The organism is Streptomyces sp. SM11 (assembly GCF_002910905.1).
Taxonomy (GTDB): Bacteria; Actinomycetota; Actinomycetes; order Streptomycetales; family Streptomycetaceae; genus Streptomyces.
Window position 1 is genome coordinate 6,911 of sequence record NZ_NEUE01000300.1, and the last position, 13,681, is coordinate 20,591.

Here is a 13,681-nt window from a genome sequence, read left to right on the forward strand (position 1 = left end):
CCGTCGCACGGGGCCGTGTCCGCCCTGCCGGCCGTGCCGTCAGGCGTCGACCTTCTCCATGACCTCGTCGGACACGTCGAAGTTGGCGAAGACGTTCTGCACGTCGTCGCTGTCCTCCAGCGCGTCGATGAGCTTGAAGATCTTGCGGGCGCCCTCTTCGTCCAGTTCGACCTGCATGGTCGGCAGGAAGTTGGCCTCGGCGGAGTCGTAGTCGATGCCCGCCTCCTGGAGCGCGGTGCGCACCGCGACCATGTCGGTGGCCTCGCTGACCACCTCGAAGGTCTCGCCGAGGTCGTTGACCTCCTCGGCGCCCGCGTCGAGGACCGCGCCGAGGACGTCGTCCTCGCCCAGCTCGCCCTTGGGCACGATCACGACGCCCTTGCGGTTGAACAGGTACGAGACGGAGCCCGGGTCGGCCATCGAGCCGCCGTTCCGGGTCATCGCGACACGTACGTCGGAAGCGGCACGGTTGCGGTTGTCCGTGAGGCACTCGATGAGCACCGCGACACCGTTGGGGCCGTAACCCTCGTACATGATCGTCTCGTAGTCGGCGCCGCCCGCTTCGAGACCGCCACCGCGCTTGACCGCGGAGTCGATGTTCTTGTTCGGGACGGAGCTCTTCTTCGCCTTCTGGATGGCGTCGACGAGCGTGGGGTTGCCGTCGGGGTCCACGCCGCCGGAACGCGCCGCGACCTCGATGTTCTTGATCAGCTTCGCGAAGAGCTTGCCGCGCTTGGCGTCAATCACGGCCTTCTTGTGCTTCGTCGTAGCCCATTTAGAGTGGCCGGACATCTGCCTTCTCCTTCGCGTCACCAAAATCGAGTCGAACCCGAGAGATCCTACCGGGGTCCGCTCAGTTCACCGCGCGCACCATGTCCACGAACAGAGCGTGTACGCGATGATCGCCGGTCAGTTCGGGATGGAACGACGTAGCGAGGACATTTCGCTGCCGTACGGAGACGATGTGTCCGCCGTGCTCCGCGATGACCTCGGCCTCGGCTCCGACGGACTCGACCCAGGGCGCCCGGATGAACACGCCCTCCACGGGACCGCCGTCGATCCCGTCGACCTCGACCGCCGCCTCGAACGACTCGTTCTGCCGCCCGAAGGCGTTGCGCCGCACGATCATGTCGATGCCGCCGACGGTCTCCTGACCCGAGCGGGGGTCGAGGATCTTCTCGGCCAGCAGGATCATTCCGGCGCAGGTGCCGTAGACCGGCATCCCGGCCCGGACCCGCTCGCGCAGCGGCTCCATCATGCCGAAGAGCACGGCCAGTTTGGACATGGTGGTGGACTCGCCGCCCGGGATGACCAGGCCGTCGACCTCGGAGAGCTCCTCGGGGCGCCGGACCGGCCTGGCCACGGCGTCCGCCGAGGCCAGGGCGATCAGGTGCTCCCGTACGTCGCCCTGGAGAGCCAGAACACCGATCAGGGGGGTGTCGCTCATCAGTGGTTACCAGCCGCGGTTGGCGTAGCGCTCGGACTCGGGCAGCGTGTCGCAGTTGATGCCGACCATGGCCTCGCCCAGGTTGCGGGAGGCGTCCGCGATGACCTTCGGGTCGTCGTAGAAGGTGGTGGCCTTCACGATCGCGGCGGCGCGCTTGGCCGGGTCGCCGGACTTGAAGATGCCGGAGCCGACGAAGACGCCTTCGGCGCCGAGCTGGCGCATCAGCGCGGCGTCGGCGGGGGTGGCGACGCCACCGGCGGAGAACAGCACGACCGGCAGCTTGCCGAGCTCCGCGACCTCCTTGACCAGCTCGTACGGAGCACGCAGGTCCTTGGCGGCGGCGTACAGCTCGTTGTTGTCGAAGCCGCGCAGCCGGGCGATCTCGTTCTTGATCTGGCGCAGGTGGCGGACGGCCTCGACGACGTTGCCGGTGCCGGCCTCGCCCTTCGAGCGGATCATGGCCGCGCCCTCGGCGATCCGGCGCAGGGCCTCGCCCAGGTTGGTGGCGCCGCAGACGAAGGGGGTGGTGAAGGCGAACTTGTCGCTGTGGTTGACCTCGTCGGCCGGGGTCAGGACCTCGGACTCGTCGATGTAGTCGACGCCGAGGGACTGGAGCACCTGGGCCTCGACGAAGTGGCCGATGCGGGACTTGGCCATGACGGGGATGGAGACGGCCCCGATGATCTCCTCGATCATGTTGGGGTCGGACATCCGGGCCACGCCGCCGTCCTTGCGGATGTCGGCGGGGACCCGCTCCAGGGCCATGACGGCCACGGCGCCCGCGTCCTCGGCGATCTTCGCCTGCTCGGCGTCGACGACGTCCATGATCACGCCGCCCTTGAGCTGCTCGGCCATGCCGCGCTTGACGCGGGCGGTGCCGGTTGCGGGGTACTCGGCGGACTGCGGGGTGCTGGGAAGCGTGGACACGGGACCTCACTCGGTTTAAGACGCTGGATACTGCATCGCCGAGCAAACGCTGTGGGACCAGTCCACAGCAAGGGCCAATGGGCAGGGCGTGGATCGTTTTGGCCCTGGACCGTTCCCCGACTCAGGTGCCGGGGCGGTCCGCGAGAGCCACCGGCGGGGCGTCGTCCATCTCGAAGGCGAGCGGGAACGGCGCGTGCCCGGCCAGCTTGAAGAGCCGGACAGTACGGTGCCGGCGCAGGGCGCGGGCGGCGCGCACGGAGTCGTTGTGGAAGCGCCGGGCCATGGGGACGCGGCGTACGGCGGCGGCCAGTTCGGTGGCCGCCTCCTCGCCGCCGGGGATCTCCTTCACCACCTCGACCTGGGCCGGTTCACCGAAGACGGCGCGCAGGGCGGTGCTCAGTTCGCTCTCGGCGACCTCGCGGTGGTCCTCCTCGGCCTGCCGGGCGGCGTGCGCGGCCTCGTACAGGACGATCGAGGCGGCCGGATCCAGGACGCCGGAGGTGGCCAGCTCCTGGGTGACCGAGGCGCGGCGCAGCAGTTGGGCGTCGAGGGCGGCGCGGGCGGCGTCGATCCGGGAGTGCAGGCGGTCGAGCCGGCCGGCGGTCCAGCTGAGGTACACGCCGACCGCGATGAGGGCGAGGACGATCCAGACGATGAGGGTTACGGTCACGGGCCCACACGCTACCGTCGCCGGAGGCCCCGGCCCGCACCCCCGTCAGGAACGGGCTCCCCGGGGCTCACTCCCGCGCGAGTCCGAACCGGGCCCGCAGCCCCGGGCGTTCGTCCGCCGCGACCGAGGCGGCCCCGTCGGTCACCGTCTCGTACACCGCGAGGATGTCGGCCCCCACCGTCGCCCAGTCGAAGCGCCGTACATGGGCCTCGCCGCGCTCGCGCAGTCCGGCCCGGCGCTCCGGGTCGCCCAGCAGCCGGATCGCGGCGGCGGCCAGCGCGTCGGCGTCCTCGTTGGCGAACAGGTCGCCCGCCGCGCCCTGGTCCAGCACCTGCGCGAAGGCCTCCAGGTCGCTCGCCAGCACCGGCGCTCCGGCCGACAGCGCCTCGACCAGGATGATGCCGAAGCTCTCACCGCCGGTGTTGGGGGCCACGTACACATCGACGCTGCGCAGCAGCCGGGCCTTGTCCTCGTCGCTCACCATGCCGAGGAACTCGACTCGCTCGCGCAGTTCCTTCGGCAGCGAGGCCACCGCCTCCTCCTCGTCACCGCGCCCGGCGACCAGCAGCCGGGCCTCGGGGTGGGCGGCGAGGATCGCGGGCAGCGCCTTCATCAGGACGGGCAGGCCCTTGCGGGGTTCGTCGATGCGACCGATGAAGCCGAGGGTCCGGCCCTGCCATTCGGCCTTCGGCTCGGCCTTGGCGAAGAAGCCGACGTCGACGCCGTTGGGGATGAGGACGGCGTCCCCGCCGAGGTGCTCGACCAGCGTGCGCCGGGCGTACTCACTGACGGCGATCCGAGCACTGATCTTCTCCAGCGCGGGCTGGAGGATCGGGTACGCGGCGATCATCGCCCGGGAACGCGGGTTGGAGGTGTGGAAGGTGGCCACGATCGGCCCCTGCGCCGCCCAGCAGGCCAGCAGGCCCAGCGACGGTGAGGTCGGCTCGTGGATGTGGATGACGTCGAACGTGCCGTCGTGCAGCCAGCGCCGCACCCGGGCCGCCGACAGGAAGCCGAAGTTCAGCCGGGCGACGGAGCCGTTGTACGGGACGGGAACGGCCCGGCCCGCCGAGACCACGTAGGGCGGCAGCGGTGTCTCGTCGTCGGCGGGGGCCAGGACGGAGACCTCGTGGCCGAGCCGGATCAGGTGTTCGGCCAGGTCCCTGATGTGGAACTGCACACCGCCCGGCACGTCCCAGGAGTACGGGCAGACGATGCCGATCTTCACGTGGGTTCCCCCCGGGGGTCCAGGTCGTCCAGCCAGAGCCGCTGGAGCATGTGCCAGTCCTCCGGGTGCTCGGCGATGCCATCGGCGAAGGCGTCGGCCAGTGCCTGGGTCATGGCGGAGGTCCGCTCGGCGCGGGTGCCCTCCCGCGTCGCCTCGACCGCCGGGTGGATGCGCGCCTTCATCACCGGTGTGCCGTCGTACCAGAGGGTCACCGGCAGCAGCAGCGCGCCCGTCTGCTGGGCGAGCAGCGCCGGGCCCGCGGGCATCCGCGCGGTGGAGCCGAAGAACGACACCTCGACGCCGGACGCGGACAGGTCCCGGTCGGCCACCAGGCAGATCAGGCCGCCCGCGCGCAGCCGCCGGGCCAGGGTGCCGAAGGCGGCTCCGCCGCTGTGCGGCAGGACCTCCATGCCCAGGCCCTCGCGGTAGGCGACGAACCGGTCGTAGAGCGTCGCGGGCTCCAGGCGTTCGGCGACGGTGGTGAAGGGGACCTTCAGGTCGGTGGTGACCCAGGCTCCCGCGAGGTCCCAGTTGCCCAGGTGCGGCAGGGCGATGATCACGCCGTTTCCGGCGTCCAAGCCCTCGGTGAGGTGGTGCACGTCGGCTACGTCGATGCTGTCCTTGATGCGCTCCGGGGTCCAGGTCGGCAGCCGGAACGACTCCCTCCAGTAGCGCATGTAGGAGCGCATACCGGCGCGGGACAGCTCGGCCAGTCGCTCCGGCCCCGCGTCGGGGACGACCCGGGCCAGGTTCGACTCCAGGCGCAGCACGCTCTTGCCGCGCCGCTTCCACGCCTGGTCGGCGATGGTGCGGAAGAGGCGGGCGGCGGCGGGCTCGGGCAGCTTCTTGACGGCGCTCCAGCCCAGCCCGTACAGCCCGTCGGTGATCCGGCCCTTCAGGTCGGACGCGCCGGCGCTCACCGGTCGGCCTCGCTCCCCTGGCCGGCGGAACCGGTGGAGGACGCGTCCGCGGCGGCCTGTCCCCCGGCGGCGGCCTCCGCGGCGTCCGCCTCGGCGGATTCGCGGCGTACGGTCACCACGCGCTGGATCAACGTCACCAGGCTGCCCGCGGCGACGATCCACAGGGCGATCGGCAGCAGGACGTCGATACCGGGGACACCGAACGCGTGCAGTCCGGCGAGACCGGCGGCGACCAGCGAGATCACCAGGCGTTCGGCGCGCTCCACGAGGCCGTTGACCGCGACCGGCAGGCCGATCGACTCGCCGCGCGCCTTGGTGTACGAGACCACCTGGCCGCTGGCCAGGCAGAAGATCGCGACGGCACACAGGATGTTGTCGTCGCCGCTGCCCGCGTACCAGAGGGCGAAGCCGGCGAAGATCGCCCCGTCGGCGACCCGGTCCAGCGTCGAGTCGAGGAACGCGCCCCACCGGCTGGAGATCCCGGCCTGCCGCGCCATGTTGCCGTCGACGAGGTCGGAGAAGACGAAGATCGTGATGACGATCGTGCCCCAGAAGAACTCCCCCATCGGGAAAAAGACCAGCGCACCTGCCATCACTCCGGCCGTGCCGATGAGAGTGACCGCGTCGGGGCTGACCCCGAGGCGGAGCAGCAGAGCGGCGAACGGTGTGAGGACACGCGTGAAGAATGCACGCGCGTACTTGTTCAGCATGGCCTTCCCGAGGGTTCGGTTGGCCGAGCGGCCCCTACGGCCACCGGCTGGCCCATCGTAGTCACCACCGGTGCCTTCCACCTGACGGGCACCCGCCGCCGGGCGTCACGCGGGCTTCCCGCACCGGCCGGACGGCGCGCGTGCGCGACGTATGGACGCGGTCCCGCTCCGGTGCCAAGCTCGAAGGACCGCGGGCGTCGCCGAAGCCGCCGCGGCGGCCTCCCCGTGCCCGTGACCACCGCTGCTCCGCGCGCGGTCGCCCTCCCCCGCACCGCGCCATCGACCGGGAGGCACGCATCATGGGCGACAAGGCACACGCACACCCCGGGGCCGCCGGAGGAGCACCGACGGCCGGCCACCCCTCCGCCGTACGGAACGTGGTGCTGGTCGGCCCCAGCGGATCGGGCAAGACCACACTGGTCGAGGCGCTGGCCCTGACGGCGGGCGCCGTGAACCGGGCCGGGCGGGTCGAGGACGGGGCGACCGTCTCCGACTACGACGAGATCGAGCAGCGCCGACGGCGTTCCGTACAGCTCTCGCTGGTCCCGGTGGCCTGGGGCGGCTGCAAGATCAATCTGCTGGACACCCCCGGCTACGCGGACTTCGTCGGGGAGTTGCGGGCCGGTCTGCGTGCGGCGGACGCGGCCCTCTTCGTCGTCTCCGCGGCCACGGACGCGGCGTCCGTGGCCGCGACCACCCGGGCCGCCTGGGAGGAGTGCGCGCTCGTCGGCATGCCGCGCGCGATCGTCGTCACGCACCTGGACACCGCCCGCACCTCCTACCGGGAGATGAACCGGATCTGCGCCGAGGCCTTCGGGGGCGATGACCCCGACGCCGTACTGCCGCTGTACCTGCCGGTGCTGGGGCCCGAGGGTGCCGACGGGCACGCCCCGCTGACCGGGCTCACCGGGCTGCTGAGCCGGCGGATCCTCGACTACTCCTCCGGGGAACGCGCCGAGCTGCCGCCCGCCCCCGACCAGGAGGAACCGCTGCGGGAGGCCCGGGACCGGCTGATCGAGGGGATCGTCGCCGAGAGCGAGGACGAGTCCCTGATGGACCGCTATCTCGCCGGCGAGGACATCGACGTCGCGGCACTGATCGGCGATCTGGAACAGGCCGTCGCCCGGGGTTCCTTCCACCCCGTCCTCACCGCGGCCCCGGCGGCCGAGGGCGCCCGCCAGGGCATCGGCACCGTGGAGCTGCTGGAGCTGATCACCCGCGGCTTCCCGACCCCGCTGGAGCGCACTCCGCCCGTCGTCACCACCCCGTCGGGCAAGCCTCGGACCGCTCCGGTCTGCGATCCGGAGGGTCCGCTGGTCGCCGAGGTCGTCAAGACGGCCTCCGACCCGTACGTGGGCCGGGTCTCGCTGGTCCGCGTCTTCTCCGGCACCCTGCGTCCCGACGACTCCGTGCACCTGTGCGGCCACGGCCTGACCGCGACGGGGCACGCGCCGCGCCCCTGTCACGAGGCGGAGATCCGCGTCGGGGCGCTCACCTCGCCGTTCGGCCGCCGGCAGCACGCCCTGGACCGGTGCGTCGCGGGCGATCTGGCGTGCGTGGCCCGGCTCGGCGAGGCGGAGACCGGCGACACGCTCTCCCCGGTCGGCGACCCCGTCCTGATCGAGCCCTGGTCGACACCGGACGCGCTTCTCCCGCTGGCCGTACGGGCGCACGGCAAGGCGGACGAGGACAAGCTGTCGCAGGGCCTGGCCCGACTGGTCGCCGAGGACCCCACGCTGCGCCTCGAACAGAACCCGGACACCGGTCAGGTCGTCCTGTGGTGCCTGGGCGAGGCCCATCAGGAGCTCGCCCTGGAGCGGCTGCGCAACCGTTACGGCGTCCAGGTCGACGCGGAGCCGCACCGGGTGCCGCTGCGGGAGACGTTCGCCGGGCGGGCGGCCGGGCGCGGACGGCACGTCAAGCAGTCGGGCGGGCACGGACAGTTCGCGATCTGCGAGATCGAGGTGGAGCCGCTGCCGCCGGGCTCGGGCATCGAGTTCATCGACAAGGTCGTCGGCGGTTCGGTGCCGCGTCAGTTCATTCCCTCGGTGGAGAAGGGTGTGCGGGCCCAGGCTGCCCGGGGGCTGGCCGCCGGGCACCCCCTGGTCGACGTCCGCGTCACGCTGCTGGACGGCAAGGCGCACTCGGTGGACTCCTCCGACACCGCCTTCCAGACCGCCGGGGCGCTCGCGCTGCGGGAGGCCGCGTCCGACACCCGTATCCAGCTCCTGGAACCGGTCTGCGAGGTGAGCGTCCTGGTCCCGGACGACTACGTGGGCCCGGTGATGAGCGACCTGTCGGGGCGGCGGGGCCGGGTCGTGGGCACCGAGCAGAATCCGGGCGGGCGCACCCTCGTACGGGCCGAGGTGCCGGAGATCGAGGTCGGCCGGTACGCGGTGGACCTGCGCTCCCTGTCGCACGGCACCGGCCGCTTCGACCGCGCCTACACCCGGCACGAGGCGATGCCGCCGCAGGTCGCCGAACGGGTCCGCGCGGAACGGGCGGACGGGGCACCCGGCGCGTGACCGGCGCACTGTCGCACACGCCGCCCGCGTCCACACCGGTGGCAGGTGGTGCGGCGATCCGGACGATACGCTGTGGTCGCAGCTCAGAAGGTATGCCGCGTACGGTAGTTGGGCACACCGCAGGAGCAGACGTGCGGCGAGTGGGGGCGACAGGTGGCCAACGACGGATTCGACTTCTCACCCGGGGCCCAGATCCCGATCCAGGGTTCGGGCGGCCAGAGCGTGGCGACCAACGCCCTGGCCTCGGCGGCGTATCGGGACAGTCCGGTGGAGACGATCCTCGACGCCAACAGCGAGTGGCACAAATCGGAAGTAAAGCCGGGCTCCTCCAAACTCTTCAAGTCCGACTACTTCAAGCCGAATCTCGGTGAGGCGTTCGCCCGTGCCGTCCAGGAGCGCATGCTCGGCGGCGCCCGCAAGGCGCTCATCCAGTCCTTCGGCACGGACCCGCAGACCGTGGTGGAGCACTGCCTGTCGGCGAACAACCTGCGCAAGGCCCGGGACACCCGGCTCACCCTGGTGACCGTGGTGTGCGGTGTCCTGTTCCTGCCCGGCATGCTGGCCTGGGTGATCGCCTTCCGGATCCGGGACGTGCTCGACAAGTCCAAGGACACGGCGTTCCGTGCGGTCGGCACGGTGCTCCTGGCCGCCTTCGGGATCGGCGCGGCGGTCCTGATGGTCAAGCTCCCCCTGGACGGGCTGCTCGCGCTCTACCTCCGGGGCGCGCTCGTCGCCCCGGTGATCGGCTGGCTGATCGCCAAGCGGATCGCGGAGACCTCGGCCAAGGACATGCGGGCCCGCTGGGAGGGCCTGCTCTCCGGCACCGGGGTGATCGCGAAGATCCCCGAGGCGGTGCCGAAGAACCCCAACGAGACCGCGCGGGAGGCCCTGCGCCAGGGTCTGGAGAAGCTGTCGGCCGAGCAGCAGTCGAACGCCGTCTTCTACGCCGGTCCCAAGGGCGTCCTCGGGATGGGCACCCGCTGGGGCAGCTGGCAGCTGGCCGAGGAGCTGCTCCCCAAGGACCCGGCGAAGGAGATCCACCAGTTCCGCAGCTGGGACCTGATCCGGATCATCCACGACCAGCTGAAGATGCTGGAGCGCGGACCGCTGAACACTGGCGGCTTCCCCAAGCCGTCCGTGAAGCACTGGGTCGTCTCGCCCATCGGGGAGAACGCCGACTCCGTCACGCGCCCCGAGGGGGAGGACGTCGCCACCTTCCAGGTGAAGCCCCACGAGATACAGCGGATCTGCAACCACCAGCAGTTCGGCAGCGGTGACCGGCACTATCTGGGCGTCCAGTTCACCCTGTGGGACGGCCAGCTGGTGATCACCATGATGATCACCGTCACCGTGCTCCACGAGACCCTGCGCATCGAGGTCACGGGCCATGCGCTGGGGCCCGTCCACGGCTTGTTCCTCTCCAAGCCGGCGGCGAAGAAGAAGACGGTCAACAAGACCGTCCGCTTCTGGGAGACCCGGGACGTCCAACTGGCCCTCGTGGACGCCAAGGAGGTCGTGCGGCTCGCCCTGCGGGCCCCGCTCACCTGGTATCCGCCGCTGCTGGACTACCTGGGCGGGAAGATAGTGCTGCCCGAGCCGTTCGGGCTGCGGCACGCCTGGGCGGCCAAGCCGTGGAACCACCGCTTCATGGCGGACGACGCGATGCGCGCCGCCACCCCGGTGCTGCGGGCCGTCCACACGGCGGCGATGCGCGTCCTCACGGAGAACGGCGTCGACACGGAGCGCTTCGACAACCGCTCGATGGTACTGAGCGGCCTCGTTCAGGACTCGGCCCCGCGCAAGGCCGACGTCTACGACGCGTAGCCGGACGGGAGGGGAGGCCCGGCCGGGCCTCCCCTCCCCCGTACAGCACGCGCTCAGCGGGCCGGCAGTTCGCCCGTCGGCCAGGCGTCGGCCAGCATCGCCCGGGTGTCGCCCAGCAGCTGGGGCAGCACCTTGGTGTGGCCGATGACCGGCATGAAGTTGGTGTCTCCGCCCCAGCGCGGCACCAGGTGCTGGTGCAGATGTGCGGCGATCCCGGCCCCGGCCACCGAGCCCTGGTTCATGCCGATGTTGAAGCCGTGCGCCCCGGAGGCCGCCCTCAGCGCGACCATCGCCCGCTTGGTGAAGTCCGCCAACTCCGCCGTCTCCGGGCCGTCCAGTTCGGTGTAGTCGGCCACATGCCGGTAGGGAACGACCATGAGGTGGCCGCCGTTGTACGGATACAGGTTCAGCACCGCGTAGACGTGCTCCCCGCGTGCCACGACGAGCCCGTCCACGTCGGATTTCGCGGGGATCGAACAGAACGGACAGCCGTCCTCGGCACCCGGGCCGTCCGGCTTGTTCTCGCCCTGGATGTACGCCATCCGATGGGGCGTCCACAGACGCTGAAACGCGTCGGGCGTCCCCACGCCGATCTGCTGCTCCGGCTCACTCGTCATGCCGATCAGCATATTGCGTCACCCCGGCGGAGCGTGTCGCCGGGGCCGCACCGCCCGGCAGCCCGCGATGCTGAGGCGATGAGCGACCGATCCGCCCCGGAGGCACCCGCCCGGCTGATCCGCTGGGAGCAACGCACGGAGGTTCCCCTCTTCGCCGCGGGGCTGCTCTTCCTGGCGGGGTACGCGGTCCGGGTGCTGACCCCGCACGAGGCCGAGCCCTGGAACGACATCGCCCTGATCCTCGTCTGGTCGACCTGGCTGCTCTTCCTCGCGGACTATGTGACGCGGCTGCGGCTCAGTGGTCCGGGCGCGCGCTTCGTCCGCGTCCACTGGCTCGACACCCTGGTCCTGCTGCTCCCGCTGCTGCGCCCGCTGCGCATGGTCCAGGTCTACACGGCGGTGCAGCGACGACGTGACCGGCCGCGGCTCAACCTGTACGCGCGGGTGATCTCGTATGCGGGCCTGACCTCCGTCCTGCTCGGCTTCTCCGCCGCGCTCGCGGTCTACCACCTGGAGCACACGGCCCCCGACGCCTCCATCCGTACCTTCGGCGATGCGGTGTGGTGGGCGTGCGCGACGCTCACGACGGTCGGTTACGGGGACGCCGCCCCGGTCACGTTCTGGGGCCGGACGGTCGCGGCGGGGCTGATGGCCGGCGGTCTGGCGCTGCTCGGCGCGGTCACGGGGTCGTTCTCGTCCTGGCTGATCCAGGTGTTCACCCGGGAGGACGAGAAACGGCCCCCGGAGCGCGGGTAGCGCTCCGGGGGCCGTCTCCCACCGGTCGGATCAGACCTGTACTCGGTCCTCGACGGCCTTCGCGATCTTGGCGATGGCGTCGTCGACAGGAATGCCGTTCTCCTGCGAACCGTCGCGGTAGCGGAAGGAGACGGCGCCGTTGGCCATGTCCTCGTCACCAGCGATGATCATGAAGGGCACCTTGGCCTTCTGCTGGTTGCGGATCTTCTTCTGCATCCGGTCGGACGAGGCGTCCACGTCCACCCGCAGCCCCTGCTTGCGCGCCTTGGCTGCGAACTCCTGGAGGTAGGGGATGTGGGCGTCGCCGATCGGGATGCCGACGGCCTGGACCGGGGCGAGCCAGACCGGGAACGTGCCCGCGTAGTGCTCCAGGAGCACGGCGAAGAACCGCTCGATGGAGCCGAACAGGGCACGGTGGATCATGACCGGGCGCTGCTTGGAGCCGTCCGGGCCGGTGTACTCCAGGTCGAAGCGCTCCGGCAGGTTGAAGTCGAGCTGCACGGTCGACATCTGCCAGGTGCGGCCGATGGCGTCCTTGCACTGCACGGAGATCTTCGGGCCGTAGAACGCGGCGCCGCCCGGGTCGGGGACCAGGGGCAGACCCTGCTTCTCGGCGACCTGCCGCAGCGTCTCGGTGGCCTCTTCCCAGGTGTCGTCGGAGCCGACGTACTTCTCCGGGTCCTTGGTGGAGAGCTCCAGGTAGAAGTCGGTGAGCCCGTAGTCACGGAGCAGGTTCAGCACGAAGGTGAGCGTGCGGTCGAGCTCCTCCGCCATCTGCTCCTTGGTGCAGTAGATGTGCGCGTCGTCCTGCGTGAAGCCGCGCGAGCGGGTCAGGCCGTGCACGACGCCCGACTTCTCGTAGCGATACACCGTGCCGAACTCGAAGAGGCGCAGCGGCAGTTCGCGGTAGGAGCGGCCGCGCGCGTCGAAGATCAGGTTGTGCATCGGGCAGTTCATCGGCTTGAGGTAGTAGTCCACCCCGTCGTCGAGCTGCATGGGGGGGTACATGCCGTCGGCGTACCAGTCCAGGTGGCCGGACTTCTCGAAGAGCTTGCCCTTGGTGGCGTGCGGGCTGTAGACGAACTCGTAGCCCTCCTCCTCGTGACGGCGGCGTGAGTAGTCCTCCATGGCCCGGCGGATGACGCCACCCTTGGGGTGGAAGACCGCGAGGCCGGGGCCGATCTCGTCGGGGAAGGAGAAGAGGTCCAGCTCGCTGCCGAGCTTGCGGTGGTCGCGCTTGGCGGCCTCCTCCAGGAACTCCAGGTGCGCCTTCAGCTCGTCCTTGGTCGGCCAGGCGGTGCCGTAGATGCGCTGGAGCATCGGGTTCTTCTCACTGCCGCGCCAGTACGCGGCGGCGTTGCGCATCAGCTTGAACGCCGGGATGAACCGGGTGGTGGGCAGGTGCGGACCCCGGCAGAGGTCCTTCCAGCACAGGTCACCGGTCTTCGGGTCGAGGTTGTCGTAGATGGTCAGCTCGCCGCCGCCCACTTCGACGTCCGCGCCGTCGTCCGAGGAGGCCGAGCCCTTGATGCCGATGAGCTCCAGCTTGTACGGTTCGTCGGCCAGCTCCTCGCGGGCATCCTCGTCGGAGACCACGCGACGCGAGAACTTCTGGCCCCGCTTCTGGATCTCCTGCATCTTCTTCTCGACGGCCTTGAGGTCCTCGGGCGTGAACGGCTTCTCGACGTCGAAGTCGTAGTAGAAGCCGTCCTTGACCGGCGGGCCGATGCCGAGCTTGGCTTCGGGGAAGAGCTCCTGCACGGCCTGGGCCATGACGTGCGCGGTGGAGTGGCGCAGGATGTTGAGACCGTCCTCGGAGGAGATCTCCACCGGCTCGACGCTCTCTCCGTCCCGGAGCTCGTAGGAGAGGTCCTTCAGCTCGCCGCCGATACGCGCGGCGACGACGGTGCGCTGACCGGGGAAGAGCTCGCCGGCCGTCGTGCCCGTCGTCACCACGTGCTCTTCCCGCTCGGAATCGCGTTGGATGATCACACGGACGTCTGACACCGGTCTCTCCTGTCTGAGGGGGCGCCTGCCTTCACATGGCCAAGCAATGC

Annotated in this window: 12 protein-coding genes; 3 read left to right on the top strand and 9 right to left on the bottom strand. The window is 70.7% G+C overall.

Annotated elements, in window-relative coordinates; translation table 11 throughout:
• Window positions 1-39: 39 nt before the first annotated feature.
• The 7 genes from B9S58_RS34065 to pgsA all read right to left on the bottom strand — a co-directional run bounded on the left by B9S58_RS34065 (window position 40) and on the right by pgsA (window position 5,902).
• Entirely contained in the window at window positions 40-792 is a 753-nt protein-coding gene (locus tag B9S58_RS34065) for a YebC/PmpR family DNA-binding transcriptional regulator (protein ID WP_026242063.1), read from the bottom strand.
• Between the two features lie 61 nt (window positions 793-853).
• Window positions 854-1,447 (bottom strand): pyridoxal 5'-phosphate synthase glutaminase subunit PdxT, encoded by a 594-nt coding sequence (gene pdxT, locus B9S58_RS34070; protein WP_103535750.1) that lies wholly within the window; start codon window positions 1,445-1,447, stop codon window positions 854-856.
• Between the two features lie 6 nt (window positions 1,448-1,453).
• Window positions 1,454-2,374: a pyridoxal 5'-phosphate synthase lyase subunit PdxS gene (gene pdxS / locus B9S58_RS34075; RefSeq protein ID WP_018960500.1), complete on the bottom strand. Its 921-nt coding sequence runs from the start codon at window positions 2,372-2,374 to the stop codon at window positions 1,454-1,456.
• 121 nt (window positions 2,375-2,495) lie between these two features.
• On the bottom strand, window positions 2,496-3,044 hold the full coding sequence (locus B9S58_RS34080; RefSeq protein WP_103535751.1) for a hypothetical protein: 549 nt from the start codon (window positions 3,042-3,044) through the stop codon (window positions 2,496-2,498).
• Window positions 3,045-3,111: 67 nt separating this feature from the next.
• Window positions 3,112-4,272, bottom strand: a complete 1,161-nt coding sequence (locus B9S58_RS34085) for a glycosyltransferase family 4 protein (protein WP_103535752.1) — start codon at window positions 4,270-4,272, stop codon at window positions 3,112-3,114.
• Window positions 4,269-5,192 (bottom strand): phosphatidylinositol mannoside acyltransferase, encoded by a 924-nt coding sequence (locus tag B9S58_RS34090; protein WP_103535753.1) that lies wholly within the window; start codon window positions 5,190-5,192, stop codon window positions 4,269-4,271. The genes B9S58_RS34085 and B9S58_RS34090 overlap by 4 nt, the downstream gene beginning before the upstream one ends.
• Window positions 5,189-5,902, bottom strand: coding sequence for a phosphatidylinositol phosphate synthase (gene pgsA / locus B9S58_RS34095; RefSeq protein WP_103535754.1), 714 nt, complete (start codon window positions 5,900-5,902; stop codon window positions 5,189-5,191). The genes B9S58_RS34090 and pgsA overlap by 4 nt, the downstream gene beginning before the upstream one ends.
• A gap of 299 nt (window positions 5,903-6,201) precedes the next feature.
• Between pgsA and B9S58_RS34100 the strand changes: the two genes are divergently transcribed.
• Both B9S58_RS34100 and B9S58_RS34105 read left to right on the top strand, forming a co-directional pair.
• A complete protein-coding gene (locus B9S58_RS34100) occupies window positions 6,202-8,427 on the top strand; it encodes an elongation factor G-like protein EF-G2 (protein ID WP_103535755.1) in 2,226 nt (741 codons plus the stop codon).
• A 153-nt stretch (window positions 8,428-8,580) separates the two neighbouring features.
• Entirely contained in the window at window positions 8,581-10,251 is a 1,671-nt protein-coding gene (locus tag B9S58_RS34105) for a hypothetical protein (RefSeq protein ID WP_103535756.1), read from the top strand.
• 53 nt (window positions 10,252-10,304) lie between these two features.
• Here the strand turns inward: B9S58_RS34105 and B9S58_RS34110 are convergent, their stop codons facing one another.
• Window positions 10,305-10,880, bottom strand: coding sequence for an HIT domain-containing protein (locus B9S58_RS34110; RefSeq protein ID WP_103535757.1), 576 nt, complete (start codon window positions 10,878-10,880; stop codon window positions 10,305-10,307).
• 66 nt (window positions 10,881-10,946) lie between these two features.
• Here B9S58_RS34110 and B9S58_RS34115 point away from each other — a divergent pair, with 66 nt between their 5' ends.
• A complete protein-coding gene (locus tag B9S58_RS34115; RefSeq protein ID WP_103535758.1) occupies window positions 10,947-11,624 on the top strand; it encodes a potassium channel family protein in 678 nt (225 codons plus the stop codon).
• 30 nt (window positions 11,625-11,654) lie between these two features.
• Here B9S58_RS34115 and thrS read toward each other — a convergent pair whose 3' ends face one another.
• Window positions 11,655-13,631, bottom strand: a complete 1,977-nt coding sequence (gene thrS, locus B9S58_RS34120; RefSeq protein WP_103535759.1) for a threonine--tRNA ligase — start codon at window positions 13,629-13,631, stop codon at window positions 11,655-11,657.
• Window positions 13,632-13,681: the final 50 nt, after the last annotated feature.

Excerpts from the sequence above, each read along its gene's own strand:
- pdxT (WP_103535750.1), bottom strand. The coding sequence starts at position 1,447 with ATGAGCGACACCCCCCTGATCGGTGTTCTGGCTCTCCAGGGCGACGTA.
- B9S58_RS34065 (WP_026242063.1), bottom strand. The coding sequence starts at position 792 with ATGTCCGGCCACTCTAAATGGGCTACGACGAAGCACAAGAAGGCCGTG.
- B9S58_RS34115 (WP_103535758.1), top strand. The coding sequence starts at position 10,947 with ATGAGCGACCGATCCGCCCCGGAGGCACCCGCCCGGCTGATCCGCTGG.
- B9S58_RS34100 (WP_103535755.1), top strand. The coding sequence starts at position 6,202 with ATGGGCGACAAGGCACACGCACACCCCGGGGCCGCCGGAGGAGCACCG.
- B9S58_RS34110 (WP_103535757.1), bottom strand. The coding sequence starts at position 10,880 with ATGCTGATCGGCATGACGAGTGAGCCGGAGCAGCAGATCGGCGTGGGG.
- pgsA (WP_103535754.1), bottom strand. The coding sequence starts at position 5,902 with ATGCTGAACAAGTACGCGCGTGCATTCTTCACGCGTGTCCTCACACCG.